The sequence below is a fragment of the Deltaproteobacteria bacterium genome (genome assembly GCA_016234845.1).
GTDB lineage: Bacteria > Desulfobacterota > Deferrimicrobia > Deferrimicrobiales > Deferrimicrobiaceae > JACRNP01.
In genome coordinates, this window is sequence record JACRNP010000030.1 from 1 (window position 1) to 12866 (window position 12866).

General features: G+C 67.4%; 15 protein-coding genes. 13 read left to right on the forward strand and 2 right to left on the reverse strand.

Annotated features, from left to right (window positions below; genetic code table 11):
- The 10 genes from nrdR to HZB86_02670 form a co-directional block, all read left to right on the forward strand.
- Nucleotides 1-359 (forward strand): transcriptional repressor NrdR (gene nrdR, locus HZB86_02625; protein ID MBI5904435.1); only part of this gene is annotated, 359 nt, incomplete at its 5' end.
- Nucleotides 360-391: 32 nt separating this feature from the next.
- Entirely contained in the window at nt 392-733 is a 342-nt protein-coding gene (locus HZB86_02630) for a hypothetical protein (GenBank protein ID MBI5904436.1), read from the forward strand.
- Nucleotides 730-1374 (forward strand): RibD family protein, encoded by a 645-nt coding sequence (locus HZB86_02635; protein ID MBI5904437.1) that lies wholly within the window; start codon nt 730-732, stop codon nt 1372-1374. The genes HZB86_02630 and HZB86_02635 overlap by 4 nt, the downstream gene beginning before the upstream one ends.
- Nucleotides 1374-2012 carry a riboflavin synthase gene (locus HZB86_02640; protein MBI5904438.1) on the forward strand — a complete coding sequence of 213 codons (639 nt, stop codon included), beginning with the start codon at nt 1374-1376 and terminating at the stop codon, nt 2010-2012. Before HZB86_02635 ends, HZB86_02640 begins: the two co-directional genes overlap by 1 nt.
- A 19-nt stretch (nt 2013-2031) precedes the next feature.
- Nucleotides 2032-3237: a bifunctional 3,4-dihydroxy-2-butanone-4-phosphate synthase/GTP cyclohydrolase II gene (locus tag HZB86_02645; GenBank protein ID MBI5904439.1), complete on the forward strand. Its 1206-nt coding sequence runs from the start codon at nt 2032-2034 to the stop codon at nt 3235-3237.
- 11 nt (nt 3238-3248) lie between these two features.
- The gene (locus tag HZB86_02650; GenBank protein ID MBI5904440.1) at nt 3249-3710 is read left to right on the forward strand and encodes a 6,7-dimethyl-8-ribityllumazine synthase; all 462 of its coding nucleotides are present in this window, start codon (nt 3249-3251) and stop codon (nt 3708-3710) included.
- A gap of 72 nt (nt 3711-3782) precedes the next feature.
- The gene (nusB, locus tag HZB86_02655) at nt 3783-4157 is read left to right on the forward strand and encodes a transcription antitermination factor NusB (protein ID MBI5904441.1); all 375 of its coding nucleotides are present in this window, start codon (nt 3783-3785) and stop codon (nt 4155-4157) included.
- On the forward strand, nt 4154-6733 hold the full coding sequence (locus HZB86_02660; protein MBI5904442.1) for a leucine--tRNA ligase: 2580 nt from the start codon (nt 4154-4156) through the stop codon (nt 6731-6733). Before nusB ends, HZB86_02660 begins: the two co-directional genes overlap by 4 nt.
- A 13-nt stretch (nt 6734-6746) precedes the next feature.
- Nucleotides 6747-7265 carry a hypothetical protein gene (locus HZB86_02665; GenBank protein MBI5904443.1) on the forward strand — a complete coding sequence of 173 codons (519 nt, stop codon included), beginning with the start codon at nt 6747-6749 and terminating at the stop codon, nt 7263-7265.
- On the forward strand, nt 7262-8176 hold the full coding sequence (locus tag HZB86_02670; GenBank protein ID MBI5904444.1) for a hypothetical protein: 915 nt from the start codon (nt 7262-7264) through the stop codon (nt 8174-8176). The genes HZB86_02665 and HZB86_02670 overlap by 4 nt, the downstream gene beginning before the upstream one ends.
- 13 nt (nt 8177-8189) lie before the next feature.
- Here HZB86_02670 and rpsT read toward each other — a convergent pair whose 3' ends face one another.
- The gene (gene rpsT / locus HZB86_02675) at nt 8190-8459 is read right to left on the reverse strand and encodes a 30S ribosomal protein S20 (protein ID MBI5904445.1); all 270 of its coding nucleotides are present in this window, start codon (nt 8457-8459) and stop codon (nt 8190-8192) included.
- 198 nt (nt 8460-8657) lie between these two features.
- On the opposite strand from rpsT, the gene HZB86_02680 reads away from it, so the two are divergent.
- Entirely contained in the window at nt 8658-9083 is a 426-nt protein-coding gene (locus HZB86_02680) for a methylated-DNA--[protein]-cysteine S-methyltransferase (protein MBI5904446.1), read from the forward strand.
- A gap of 124 nt (nt 9084-9207) precedes the next feature.
- On the opposite strand, the gene mazG is transcribed toward HZB86_02680, so the two are convergent.
- Complete coding sequence (gene mazG / locus HZB86_02685; GenBank protein MBI5904447.1) at nt 9208-9981, reverse strand: nucleoside triphosphate pyrophosphohydrolase; 774 nt, start codon at nt 9979-9981, stop codon at nt 9208-9210.
- Between the two features lie 69 nt (nt 9982-10050).
- Here mazG and HZB86_02690 point away from each other — a divergent pair, with 69 nt between their 5' ends.
- Nucleotides 10051-11961 (forward strand): tetratricopeptide repeat protein, encoded by a 1911-nt coding sequence (locus HZB86_02690; GenBank protein ID MBI5904448.1) that lies wholly within the window; start codon nt 10051-10053, stop codon nt 11959-11961.
- 2 nt (nt 11962-11963) lie between these two features.
- A complete protein-coding gene (locus tag HZB86_02695) occupies nt 11964-12845 on the forward strand; it encodes a DUF4388 domain-containing protein (protein MBI5904449.1) in 882 nt (293 codons plus the stop codon).
- Nucleotides 12846-12866 lie beyond the last annotated feature (21 nt).

The following is a 12866-nucleotide window of genomic DNA, read 5'->3' on the forward strand; positions in this document are numbered from 1 at the left end:
CCTACGAGCGGATCGAGGAGGAGCTCCCGCTGGTCGTCAAGCGGGACGGGCGCCGCGAGCCGTTCGACCGGCAGAAGATCCTGAACGGGATCATGAAGGCGTGCGAGAAGCGGTCCGTGAGCTACGCCACCATCGAACACCTCGTCGAATCCCTCGAAATGGAGTTCCAGGCGTCGGCCGAGAAGGAGATCTCCTCCATCCGGATCGGCGAGCGGGTCATGGAGAAACTTCTCCAGGTGGACGACGTCGCCTATGTCCGGTTCGCCTCCGTGTACCGGCAGTTCAAGGACGTAAGCCAGTTCGTCGAGGAGATCAAGACGCTGATCACCGAGCCCGGCGACCGCCGCGGCCAGAAGTGATGGCACGCCCCCCGTTTCCGCACCCCGGGTTCATGCGGGAGGCGGTTCGGCTGGCGAGGAAGGGGCTCGGGCGGACCGCGCCGAATCCGGCCGTCGGGGCGGTGGTCGTGCGCGCGGGTCGGATCGTCGGAAAGGGGTACCACCGGGCGGCGGGGATGCCCCACGCCGAGGTCGTGGCGTTGCTCCAGGCGGGGAGCGCCGCCCGCGGGGCGGACCTGTACGTGACGCTCGAACCGTGCGACCACCACGGGCGCACCGGGCCGTGCACGGCGGCGAGGCCGGCGTCACGGTCCACGAAGGGCTCCTTCAGGCGGCGGCGGCGGAAATCACCCGCGGGTTCCGCCGATGGGTCGTGTCCGGGGCCCCGTTCGTGACGCTGAAGCTCGCGATATCCCTCGACGGACAGATCGCCTCGGCCGCGGGCGACTCCCGATGGATCTCGGGCGAGCCGGCGAGGCATCGCGTCCACCGGATGCGGTCGGAGGCGGACGCCGTGATGGTGGGGGGCGGCACGGCGCGGCGGGACGACCCGCGGTTGACCGCCCGTTATCCGGGAAGCCGGCAGCCGAAACGGGTGGTGCTGACCTCCCGCCCCGCCGAACTGCTCCAGCGGCGCATGCTCCGGGAGGAGGGCGGCGAGGTGATCGTCGCCTGCCCGACCGGGATCGGGAAGCGCGACGTGGAGGCGCTCCGGTCGCTGGGAGCCCGCGTCCTCCCGTTGCCTTCGCGCCAGGGGAAGGTGCGGGCGCGCGATTTCCTCGCCGCGCTGGGCGCGGAAGGCGTCACCTCCCTGCTGGTCGAGGGGGGAGGCGGGATCGCGGGGTGGCTCGCGGAGGAGGGAGCGGTCGACCGGTACGTCGTGTACGTCGCGCCGCTCCTGCTGGGAGAGGGCGTCCGCGCGGTTTCCGGGTGGGCGGCGAAATCCCCCGCCGCGGGGAAACGCCTCGTTTTCACCTCCGTCCGCCGCGTCGGGCCCGACATCGAGATCACGGCGGAACCGGCGGAGGGACGATAATGTTCACCGGCATCGTGGAGGACATCGGCACCGTGGAGTCGCTCTCGCCGCTCCGCGCGGGGACGGCGTTGACGGTCGCGACGGGCCTTCCCGTGGGGGATTTCGCCATCGGGGAATCGATCGCGGTGTCCGGGGTGTGCCTGACCGTGACGGCGAAGGGGCGGGGGACGTTCACCGCGGACGTCTCGAAGGAGACGCTGTCGAAGAGCACGCTCGGCGCCGTCCGACCGGGGGCGAAGGTGAACCTGGAGCGGTCCCTCACCCTCTCGGGCCGCCTCGGCGGTCACATCGTCTACGGGCACGTGGACGGGACCGGCGTCCTTCGGGAGATCCGCCCCATCGGGGAAGCGCGGGTATTCCATCTGCAGGCCGATCCTTCTATAATGAAGTTCGTGGTTTACAAGGGGGCGGTGGCCGTGGACGGCGTAAGCCTCACGGTCAGCGCCGTCCGCCAGGACGGATTCGAACTGGCCCTCATCCCGCTCACGCTCGACCGGACGACCCTCGGGGGCGCGCGTCCCGGAGACCGGGTCAACCTGGAAGTCGACATCGTGGGGAAGTACGTCCTGTCGCACTTGGAGAGACGCGGCGAGGGAGGGGTGACGCTCGATTTTCTGAAAAAACACGGTTTTTCGTGAGGAAGGACGAGGTAGGCGGATGCCGCTTTCGAAGATAGAGGATGCCCTCGAGGACATCCGGGCCGGGAAGATGGTCATCCTCGTGGACGACGAGGACCGCGAAAACGAGGGGGACCTGACCCTCGCGGCGGAGTTCGTCACCCCCGAGGCGATCAACTTCATGGCGCGGCACGGGCGCGGCCTGATCTGCATGAGCATCACCGAGGAGAAGGCGAAGCAGCTCCAGCTCCCTCCGATGGTCCACGACAACTCCTCTCCGTTCGGCACCGCCTTCACGGTATCGATCGAGGCGCGGCGCGGCGTGAGCACCGGGATCTCCGCGCACGACCGGGCCACGACCATACGGACCGCCATATCGGAGACCGCGCGCCCCGACGATCTCGTCCGTCCCGGGCACGTCTTTCCCATCATCGCCCGGAAAGGCGGGGTGCTCGTCCGGGCGGGGCAGACGGAAGGATCGGTGGACCTCGCGCGCCTGGCCGGCGTGACCCCGGCGGGCGTGATCTGCGAAATCATGAACGAGGACGGCACGATGGCCCGGATGCCCGACCTCGAGGCGGTCGCCGCGGAGCACGGGCTGAAGATCGTCTCGATCCAGGACCTGGTCGAACACAGGATGCGGCGCGAGCGGATGGTGACGCGGTGCGGAGAGACCCGGATGCCGGTCCGCTCCGGCGGCGAGTTCACGGCGTACCTCTACCGGAACGAGCTGAACGGCGACACGCACATCGCGCTGGTGAAGGGGGAGATCCGGTCCGGTGCCCCCGTCCTGGTCCGCGTCCACTCCGAGTGCCTCACCGGGGACGTGTTCGGATCGCTCCGGTGCGACTGCGGGGAGCAGCTGCACAAGGCCCTCCGCCGGATCGAGACGGATGGGGCGGGCGTCCTCCTCTACATGCGGCAGGAGGGGCGGGGGATCGGGCTGGAGAACAAGATCCGCGCCTACAACCTGCAGGACAAGGGGTTCGACACCGTCGAGGCGAACGAGAAGCTGGGGTTCAAGGCCGACCTTCGCGACTACGGGGTCGGGGCGCAGATCCTGGTGGACCTCGGAATCCGGAAGATCCGGCTCCTGACGAACAACCCGAAGAAGATCATCGGGCTGTCCGGATACGGGCTGCAGGTGGTGGAGCGGGTGCCGATCGAGGTGGCTCCCAACGAGGCGAACGTCCGGTATCTCCGGACGAAGAAGAAGAAGATGGGGCACATTCTGAACGTCGAGTAGGAGGCTATAGTATGGCGCGCGTCATCGAAGGGGATCTGCAGGGACAGGGGGTCAAGGTCGCGATCGTCGTGTCGCGATTCAACAGCTTCATCACCGAGCGCCTGCAGGACGGCGCGCTCGACGCCCTGCGGCGGCACGGCGTGGACGAGAAGGGGATCACCGTGATCAAGGTCCCGGGGGCGTTCGAGCTCCCCCTGGCGGTTCGCAAGGTCGCCGGCCAGAAGGTCGACGCCGTGATCGCGCTCGGGGCGCTCATCCGCGGCGGAACCCCGCACTTCGACTACCTGAGCGCCGAGGTGACCAAGGGCGTCGCGCAGGCGATGCTCGACACGGGGGTCCCGGTCTCGTTCGGCGTGCTCACCACCGACACGGTGGAACAGGCGATCGAGCGGGCGGGAACCAAGGCCGGGAACAAGGGCGCCGAAGCGGCGCAGTCCGCGCTGGAGATGGTCAGCCTGCTCCGGAAGATGTAGCCCCGGCGCACCGGGAGGAACTGGAACGCCGTGCGCAGGGAGTCCCGGGAGAAGGTTTTCCAGACGTTGTTCATGATGGACGTCCTGGGGGTTGGCCCCGACGAGGCCATCCCCCTTTTCGCATTGGCGTCGGCCCCGCCGTCCGACCCGGACTATTACAGGGAAACGGTCCACGGGGCCTGGGAGCGCCGGGAAGAGGTCGACGCCCTCATCCGCGAGGCGGCGGAGAACTGGCGGATCGAACGGATGGCGCTCGTGGACCGGAACATCCTGCGGTTGGGAGCGTACGAGATCCTGCACGGCCGCGACATCCCGTTCGCCGTCGCGATCAACGAGGCGGTCGATCTGGGGAAGCGGTTCGGGGCGGAGGAGTCCGGCGCGTTCGTGAACGGAATTCTCGACCGGATCTCCGAGATGGCGCGGAAAAAGACGGAGGGAGCGCGGTGAAGTACAGTCCCCGGGACATCGAAGGGAAGTGGCAGAAGGTCTGGGACGAGGCGGGAGTCTCCCGCTGCCCGGACACCCTCTCCGCGCCGAAATACTACTGCCTCGAGATGTTCCCGTACCCGTCGGGCCGGATCCACATGGGACACGTCCGGGTCTACACCATCGGCGACCTCCTCGCCCGCTTCAAGCGGATGCGGGGATTCCAGGTGCTCCACCCGATCGGGTGGGACGCCTTCGGCCTCCCCGCGGAGAACGCCGCGTTCCGCCACGGGACGCACCCCGCCAAGTGGACGTGGGAGAACATCGCCTTCATGCGGGAGCAACTGAAGCAGATGGGGATCTCCTACGACTGGGACCGCGAATTCGCCACCTGCTCCCCGGACTACTACCGCTGGGAGCAGCTCTTTTTCCTCTGGATGATGAAGGACGGGCTGGCGTACCGGAAGCGCGCCACCCTCAACTGGTGCGGAGAGTGCCAGACGGTCCTCGCGAACGAGCAGGTGAACCGCGACGGCACCTGCTTCATCCACGACCAGACCCCGGTGACCCAGAAGGAGCTCGAGCAGTGGTTCGTCGGGATCACGAAGTACGCCGACGAACTGCTCGAAGGGCACCGCGAGCTCGCCGGCGGGTGGCCGGAGAATATCCTCGAGATGCAGCGGAACTGGATCGGCCGCAGCGAGGGGGCCGAGATCCGGTTCCCGCTGGCGGACGGAGGCGGGGACATCACGGTCTTCACGACCCGGCCCGACACGCTGTACGGCGCCACCTTCATGAGCATGGCGCCGGAGCACCCGATGGCGATGGAGTTCGCCCGGAAGGCCGGCCGCGAGAAGGAGGTCGCGGAGTTCGTCGACCGGGTGACCCGTCAGGACCGGATCGCGCGCACGAGCGAAGAGCTGGTCAAGGAAGGGGTGTTCACCGGCGGGTATTGCGTGAACCCGGTCACGGGGAACCGGATCCCGGTCTACGCCGCCAACTTCGTCCTCTACGAATACGGCACCGGAGCCGTCATGGCGGTCCCGGCGCACGACCAGCGCGACTTCGAGTTCGCCCGGAAGTACGGACTCCCGGTGGAGGTGGTCGTCCAGCCAGAAGGGGGTGATCCGCTCGACCCCGCGACCATGGCGGCGGCCCACGAGGGGGATGGCCGACTGGTCCGCTCCGGCCCCTTCGGCGGGCTGTCGAGCGAGGACGGGAAGAAGGAGATCACGAAGCACCTCGAGGGGAAGGGACTCGGGCGCGGAAAGGTCCAGTTCCGCCTGAGGGACTGGGGCGTCAGCCGCCAGCGGTACTGGGGATGTCCCATCCCGGTGATCCACTGCGAGGCGTGCGGCGTGGTGCCGGTCCCGGAGAAGGATCTTCCCGTGGTCCTGCCGGAAGACCTCCCGTACACGCGGGAGCGCGGGAACCCGCTGGTAGCGGCGGAGGAGTGGTGCCGGGTCCCGTGTCCCTCGTGCGGCCGCCCCGCCCGGCGGGAGACCGACACGTTCGACACCTTCTTCGAGTCGAGCTGGTACTTCCTGCGGTACATCGACCCGAAGAACGACCGGGCGCCCCTCGATCCGGAGAAGATGCGCCGTTTCGCGCCGGTGGACCAGTACGTCGGCGGCGTCGAGCACGCGTGCATGCACCTGATCTACGCGCGGTTCTTCCACAGGTTCCTTCGCGACAAGGGGCTCGCCCCCGGGAACGAGCCGTTCGCGCGCCTCCTGTCCCAGGGGATGGTGTGCATGCAGACGAACGAATGTCCCAAGCACGGCTGGCGGTATCCCGAGGAGGTCGACGAGAAGGGAGCGTGCCGGCAGTGCGGCGAGAAGGTCGACGTCGGCCGCTCGATGAAGATGTCGAAGTCCAAGCGGAACGTCGTCGAACCGTCCACGCTGATCGAGCGATACGGGGCGGACACGGCCCGCGTGTTCATCCTCTTCGCCGCGCCGCCCGAGAAGGACCTCGACTGGAACGAGCAGGGGGTGGAGGGAGCGTACCGGTTCCTCGGGCGGGTGCACCGGCTGATCGCCCAGCGGGCGAAGGAGATCGCCGCCGCCCCGCGCGACCGGATCGAATCGGAGGAGGTCCGTCGTGTCCGCCAGGTGACCCACCGGACCCTCATCAAGGTGACCGGCGACGTGGAGGAGCGGTTCCACTTCAACACCGCGATCTCCGCCATCATGGAGATGGTCAACTTCCTCTACCTCGTGGACGACGACGCCTGGAAGGGCGGCCCCGTCTCCGCCGCGCTCGCGGAGTCGGTGGAGATCCTCCTCCACATGCTGTTCCCGTTCGCCCCGCACCTGTCCGAGGAGCTGTGGTCCCGCATCGGCGGCGATGGGCTTCTCTGCCGCAGGCCGTGGCCCGTTCCGGACGCGGAAGTCGCCCGGGAGGACCAGGTCGAGGTGGTCGTCCAGGTGAACGGGAAGGTGCGCTCCAGGATGGTCGTGGGCGCGGGCGCCGGGGAGGCGGAGGTCGGCGCGATCGCGATGGCCGATCCGCGGGTCCGGGAGTACACCTCCGGGAAGACCATACGGAAAACCGTCTATGTCCAAGGCAAGCTCTACAGCATCGTCGCCACATGAGGCGTTCCGCCCCGTGACGCACCGAGCGGCGGCGATCCTCGTCGCGTTCGCCCTCGCGGCATCGGGGTGCGGGTACAGCCTCCAGCCGGTGGGGAAGAATCGTTTCTCCGACCCCTCGGTCCGGATCGACCTTTCCCCCTTCGCGAACTACACCCCCGAGGCCGATGCCGGCCCCTACATCGCCGCCCGCCTGCGCGAGGAGCTTCGCAGATCCGGATTCCGTGGCGCGTTCGATCCGTCCGCCGCCGACTTCCTCGTCGAGGGGAAGGTCCGCGAGGCGCGCGACGACGTCTTCTCCCACGGGACCGACCGGTTCGCGCTGGAGCATCGCCTGACCGTCGTGGCGGAAATCCGGGTGATCGAGGTCGTCCGAGGCGGGGTGCTGTGGAAGGACGCAGGGGTAAGCGAGACCGTTTCCTATTTTTCGGGCCCCGACGCCCAGTACAAGGAAGCAAACCGCCGCGCGGCGTTCGAGGAGGCGGTACGCCGCATGGTCCTCCGGATGGCCCAGACGCTCCGCGTGATCCTTTGAAACGATCTTCTCCCTTCCGTATCTTCCAGGCGTGGATCGACAGGGGGCCCGCTCCGGCGTACCTGCTCTACGGCGGAGGCGCCGGAATCGCCGGGCTTCTGGCCCACGAGTGGGAGCGGGTCTTGAGGGCGGAAGGGAAATCGGTGGAGACGTACGGGTGGACCGCCGCGGAGCTGGAGCGCGATTCCTCCTCGATCGCCTGGCGTTCCCCGTCGTTCTTCGCGTCCATGCGGATCTACGTGCTCCCGGACCTGGCCGAAACGAAGAAGGCCGGACGGGACGCGGTCAAGTCGTACCTCGCGGCCCCCGAACCTTCGGCGATCCTGATCCTGCACGGGACCGACTTCCGCCAGGCGAAGACGTTCTCCGCCGCCGCGAACCTTCCTTCGGCGGCGCCGGGCGAAGAGCAGGCGATCGACGCGTTGGCCGGCCACGCCGTCGCGGTCGCCCTCGAAGCGGGGCGACGGTTGTCGAAGGAGTCGGCCCTGTTCCTCGCCCGCTGGACGGGTGCGTCGTTCGAGGCGATGACGTCCGAGCTCGGGAAACTGCTCGCGTACTCGTCGGGAAAGGCGGAGATTTCGGAGGAGGACATCCGGGCCGTCTGCGTCTTCCGCGGAGACGTGAGCCCGTTCCAGCTCGCGGAAGCGCTGGTGCGGAAAGACCGTCCGGGGTGCCTGTCGCTCCTCCGACGCTTCGCGCAAAACGCCAAGGACGAGGAGTATCACCAGTTGATCGGCGCGGTCGCCTGGTACCTCCGGGACCGGATTCGCGGGAAAGGGGGAGCGGTGACGCCGGGGAGGGCGGCCGAACTCTTCGAGGCGCTGTCCCGGATCGACCGCGATTTGAAGGGGGAGAGCAGGCTCCCCCCCGCGCAGGTTTTCGAGATCCGGGTGCTATCGGTGCTGGCGTAGAGGGAGGGCGGCGCTACTTCTTCGCGGCCGCCTTGTGGACGGCTTTCGCCAACCGGGAGATCTTCCGGGCCGCGGTCTTCCTGTGCAGTACGCCCTTGGACCCCGCGCGCGCGATCGCCGACGCCGCCTTGCGGAGCAGTTCGGCGCTCTTCTCTCCCGCCTCTTCGATCTCCGCCCGTACGTCCTTCACGATGGACTTCACGGTCGAGCGGACGTGCCGGTTCCTCGCCCGGCGCTTCAGGCTCTGCTTGTGCCGCTTCACGGCCGACGCTAACTTCGCCAAACTGTGCCTCCTCGGGATTCATTCGGTACAATGGAAAGACATTCATTTAATATCAGGAGGCATCAAATGTCAAAAGGAAATCGGGCACCTTCCGGCGTCGCGGCGTCGCGGGGCGGGTTTCACCGTGCGGCCGTCGTCCGGGTCCCTTCCGGATTCGCGACCCTGGTTTTCCGGGACGGCAGGATCGCGGCCGTGTCGATGGAATCGTCGGAACGCCGTCTGCTCGCCGTGGTCCGGTCGCTCTTTCCCGGCGTGCGGCACACGACCCTGACCACGCATCCCGGGACGGCATCGCTTCGCCGGTACGCCGCCGGCAGCTTTCCTTCCCCGGGGGAAATCCTGGCGCTTCCGTTCGACTGGGAGGCCGTATCCCCCTTCGACCGCAGCGTGCTCGAGGCCGCCGCGTCCGTCCCCGCGGGGAAGACATCCTCCTACGGCGCGGTTGCCGCAGCTTCCGGACACCCGGGAGCGGCAAGGGCGGCGGGCGGGGCGCTCGGCCGCAATCCGTGGCCGGTGCTGATCCCGTGCCACCGCGTGATCGGCGCGGACGGACGGCTCACCGGGTACGGAAAAGGAGTGGCGGCGAAGAAACGCCTTCTCGATTTCGAATCGAATCGATCCTGACGAATCCGGGTTGCACATTTATCGGGCAATCCGTTGGGGGGGGCACTCCTGCGCGGACGGTCCAAATTTTCCACAGGGGAATCCACAGATACTCCACAAAGGGTGTGGAAAAAGAAGACGGGGTTCACCCGATCGAATTCTTCGCCATCTCCCAGAGACGATCCAGGGTCCGCATGTCCGCCGTTTCGATGGAACTCCCCGTTTCCGATGCGATTTTTTCCATCTCACGGAAACGACGCTCGAACCGGTCGTTGGCCGCCATCATGGCGACCTCCGGGTTCAGATCGAGGAATCTCGCCAGGTTCACGACGGCCAGGAGGACATCCCCCAGTTCATGCTCCAGCCGCGCCGGATCCCCCTGTGCCATCTCGTTTTTCAGCTCCGCCAGTTCCTCTTCCACTTTTTCGAGGACCTGCTCCTTCCGCTCCCAGTCGAATCCCGCCCTCGCGGCCTTCCTGGACATCTTCGCCGCCCGCAACAGGGAGGGGAAATCCCTCGGGATTCCTCCGATGATCGATCCCTCTCCGCGGTTTTCCACCGTGCGCTTTATGCGGTCCCACTGAAGGGAAACGGCCTCCGGGCTGTCGGCCCGGGTGTCGCCGAAAACGTGCGGGTGCCTGCGGATCATCTTCTCCGTGATGGACGATACGACGTCGGAAATGCCGAACTCCCCGTGTTCGCTGGCGATCTGGGCGTGAAACAGGATCTGGAGGAGCAGATCCCCCAGTTCCTCGCACAGGAGAGCGGGCTCTTTTTTCCGGATCGCGTCGACCACCTCGTGGGTTTCCTCGACGAGGTACTGCCGAAGCGACTCGTGGGACTGGGCGCGGTCCCACTCGCAACCGCCCTCGCCGCGGAGGCGGGCCATGATTTCCACGAGTTTCCCGAATTCGTCCATGGGTCCCCGATTCCCGGGATGCTTTTGGAAACACCCCTTTTCCCCGGACTAATGTTAGCATAATCCTTTATGGCCCGATGGTTTCCCAACCGGCCCCGGTCCTGCGCGTCGTTCGCAGCGCCGGTTCTCCTGTTCCTGCTCGTATCCGTTCCCTATCCGGCGGCTGCCGGCCGGTTCCCCGGCTACTCCGACGAGGTGCGGGCACAAGCGGAGACCGTTGTCGACGCGGCTCTTCCCGGAAAGGAGGAGACGCTCGAACGGGAGGTCCGGTCCCTGCGTCGGCTGATGTTCGACCACGGGATCCTGTCGATCAACGAAATCCCGGACCGGATATTCGAGCGCGCCGCGCGCGAGGGGTGGAAACGCAGGGCCGGCAGCGTCCTGCGCCCGGTGACCCGCGTCGCCCCCTACTCGGTTCCCCTCTGGGCGTGGCTTCTCCGGGAGGACATCCCGGACCTGGCCCTCGACCGTGTATTGGAGGATTTCAGCGGGCTGGAAGGATCCCTTCGCCAGTTCGGTCCGGGGCTGCTCGGCTACGCCGCATGGCTGCTTCTTTTCTTCAGCGCGTCGGCGTGCTGGTTCGCGGTCTGGTCGTCGATCTCCCTGTTCCTGCGCGCCCGCCCCTCCCTCGCTTCCGACATCTCCAGGATCTTCTCGAGGTTTCCGCGGCCCGACGCATGGGCTTCCGCCGCGACGCTCTGCTGTTTCGTCGCCCCTCTCGTATCCGGGGCAGGGCTTGCGGTGGCGGCGGTGTTCTGGATCATGCTCTCCGCGGCGTACCTGCGCAGGAGGGAGCTGGTGATCGCGTCGGTGACGATCATCCTCCTGTCCGGCGTGTACGTCGCCGGCGGCCTGTTCCGATCGATCTCGGGGGTTTCCGGAGAGGCGGGGCGGGGAGGATGGCTTGGAGTCGAGGGATACGCCCCCGCAGCGTGGCCGGAATCGAATCCATCGCCGGACAATCCGTTTTCCGGCCCCGGGTGGGAGGCGATGATCGGATACTCGCGGGCCCGGGCCGAGATGCAGTCGGGAAACCCTTCGCAGGCGGAGGCGATGTGGACGAATCTGCTCCCGATGGGCGGCGACCTGCCGGGGGTGTACAACAACCGCGGGATCGTCCGCGCCCGGCTCGGTAGAACCGAGGAGGCGCTGGCCGACTTCGAGGCCGCCATAACGTTCACCCCCGGGGGGGGGCCGGCGCACTGGAACGCCTACCAGTTGTACCTGCGGGAGTTCCGCCTGGAGCAGGCGGGGAAGATACAGGCGGCCGCCTGGTCCAGCCTGCGGGAGATGAAACCGTTCGACTTCCGCGCGGAGGAGATGACCCGCGGAGAGCTCGTCGCCTCGCCCCTCCGCGTGGGGGACGTCTGGCGGAGCATGTTCGCGCACCGGGGCGCGTGGTTTTCGAGCGGGAGGGAGAATCCGTTCCTCCCGCGGTTCTTCACCCCGCTTCCGTCATCGTGGATCCCGCTGTTTCTCGCCGCGGGATTGTTCTGGGCGACCTTGTGGAAGCTTCTTTCGCGCAAGATCTGGATGCACAACACATGCCGCGCCTGCGGGAGCCGCTCCCTGATCGTCGGAAGCCGCGAAACCACCGACATCTGCAACGCGTGCCGTGCGCAGGTCGGGGCCGGGGTGCGTCCCGGGGAGGAGCGCGAGAGGAGGCTCTTCGGCATCGGGATGCACCGACGTTTCGTGAGGGCCTGCTCGGTCCTGGTCCCCGGGGCGGGGGCGCTGTGGGCGGGCAAGGAGCTCCGGGCGATGATCTTCGGGGGGATCCTCTCGACCCCATTGGGAGCGTTCACCGTCTCCATCGGGGCGGGGAGGATGAACCACGCGCTGATCACCGACATGCAGACCAGCGTAACCGTGGCCGCCGCCGCCGCGACGGTGATCGTATGGGTAATCGGTGCGGTGTGGGGTTGGCGCTCGTTCGACGCGCTACAGGGCAAGTTCAACGTCGCGATCGAGGGGAAGTGACGGTGCAGGGGAAAATCGCCGATTTCAGCATCCCGGACATCTTCCAGCTGGTCTCCTCGCAGCGGAAGAGCGGCTCCCTGGCGATTTCCGGGAACGACCGGGTCACCGTATTCCTCTTCTCGGACGGGAGGATCGTGGACGTTCAGCCGGACCGGCGGGAGGCCCGGTCGCTGTTGGGCACGATGCTCCGGGATGCGGGGTACCTGACCGACGGGGAGCTCAGGCGGTATCTCGAATCGCAGGGAGGGGGAGGGAAAAAGCTCGGGGAGATCCTGGTCGAGAAGGGAAAGATCTCCGGAGAGCTCCTCGGGCGGTACCTCGCGCTCCAGATCAAGGAGTGCGTGTTCGACGTCCTGACCCTGCGCGACGGCGAGTACCGGTTCGAGGGGTTCCTCGTCCGCCCTCCCCCGTGGGCAGGCAAGGAGATCCGGCCGGACGTCCTGATGATGGAGGGGATGCAGTTCCTGGACGAATACCCCATCTACCGGCAGAAGTTTCCGTCCGGCGCGTTCCGTGTGAATCGGAAAAAGGGGGAGAAGGTGGATCCGTACGCCTTCTCCGAGGAGGAGCGGATCCTCTGGAAGGCGCTCGAATTTTCCGAGGAGCCGGACCGGGTTTTCCGGAAGGCCTGCCTCACGGGATTCGAGGGGATCAAGGCGCTCGCCGCGCTCCTGGAGCGCGGACTGATCGACATCGCCACCGCGCATCAGACGGTGGATCCGGCGAAGCGGCACCGGGAGGAAATGCGCTTCCGCCGGCATCTCGCGTGGGCGGAAGCCGGGCTCTGGGCCGGCGCGGCCGGGATCGCGGCCGTATGGATGCGCGAGGCGCTCCTGTCCACGGACGTCGTGGCGGTATTCGCGGGGTGGGTCCATTTCTTCTGAAGGCGTTCCCGCGGGAGGTGG

Bases quoted from the DNA above. Each gene is read 5' to 3' on its own strand.
- HZB86_02630 (MBI5904436.1), top strand. From the start codon at position 392: ATGCGGGAGGCGGTTCGGCTGGCGAGGAAGGGGCTCGGGCGGACCGCG.
- HZB86_02640 (MBI5904438.1), top strand. From the start codon at position 1,374: ATGTTCACCGGCATCGTGGAGGACATCGGCACCGTGGAGTCGCTCTCG.
- HZB86_02645 (MBI5904439.1), top strand. From the start codon at position 2,032: ATGCCGCTTTCGAAGATAGAGGATGCCCTCGAGGACATCCGGGCCGGG.
- HZB86_02650 (MBI5904440.1), top strand. From the start codon at position 3,249: ATGGCGCGCGTCATCGAAGGGGATCTGCAGGGACAGGGGGTCAAGGTC.
- nusB (MBI5904441.1), top strand. From the start codon at position 3,783: ATGATGGACGTCCTGGGGGTTGGCCCCGACGAGGCCATCCCCCTTTTC.
- HZB86_02680 (MBI5904446.1), top strand. From the start codon at position 8,658: ATGGAATCGTCGGAACGCCGTCTGCTCGCCGTGGTCCGGTCGCTCTTT.
- mazG (MBI5904447.1), bottom strand. From the start codon at position 9,981: ATGGACGAATTCGGGAAACTCGTGGAAATCATGGCCCGCCTCCGCGGC.
- HZB86_02690 (MBI5904448.1), top strand. From the start codon at position 10,051: ATGGCCCGATGGTTTCCCAACCGGCCCCGGTCCTGCGCGTCGTTCGCA.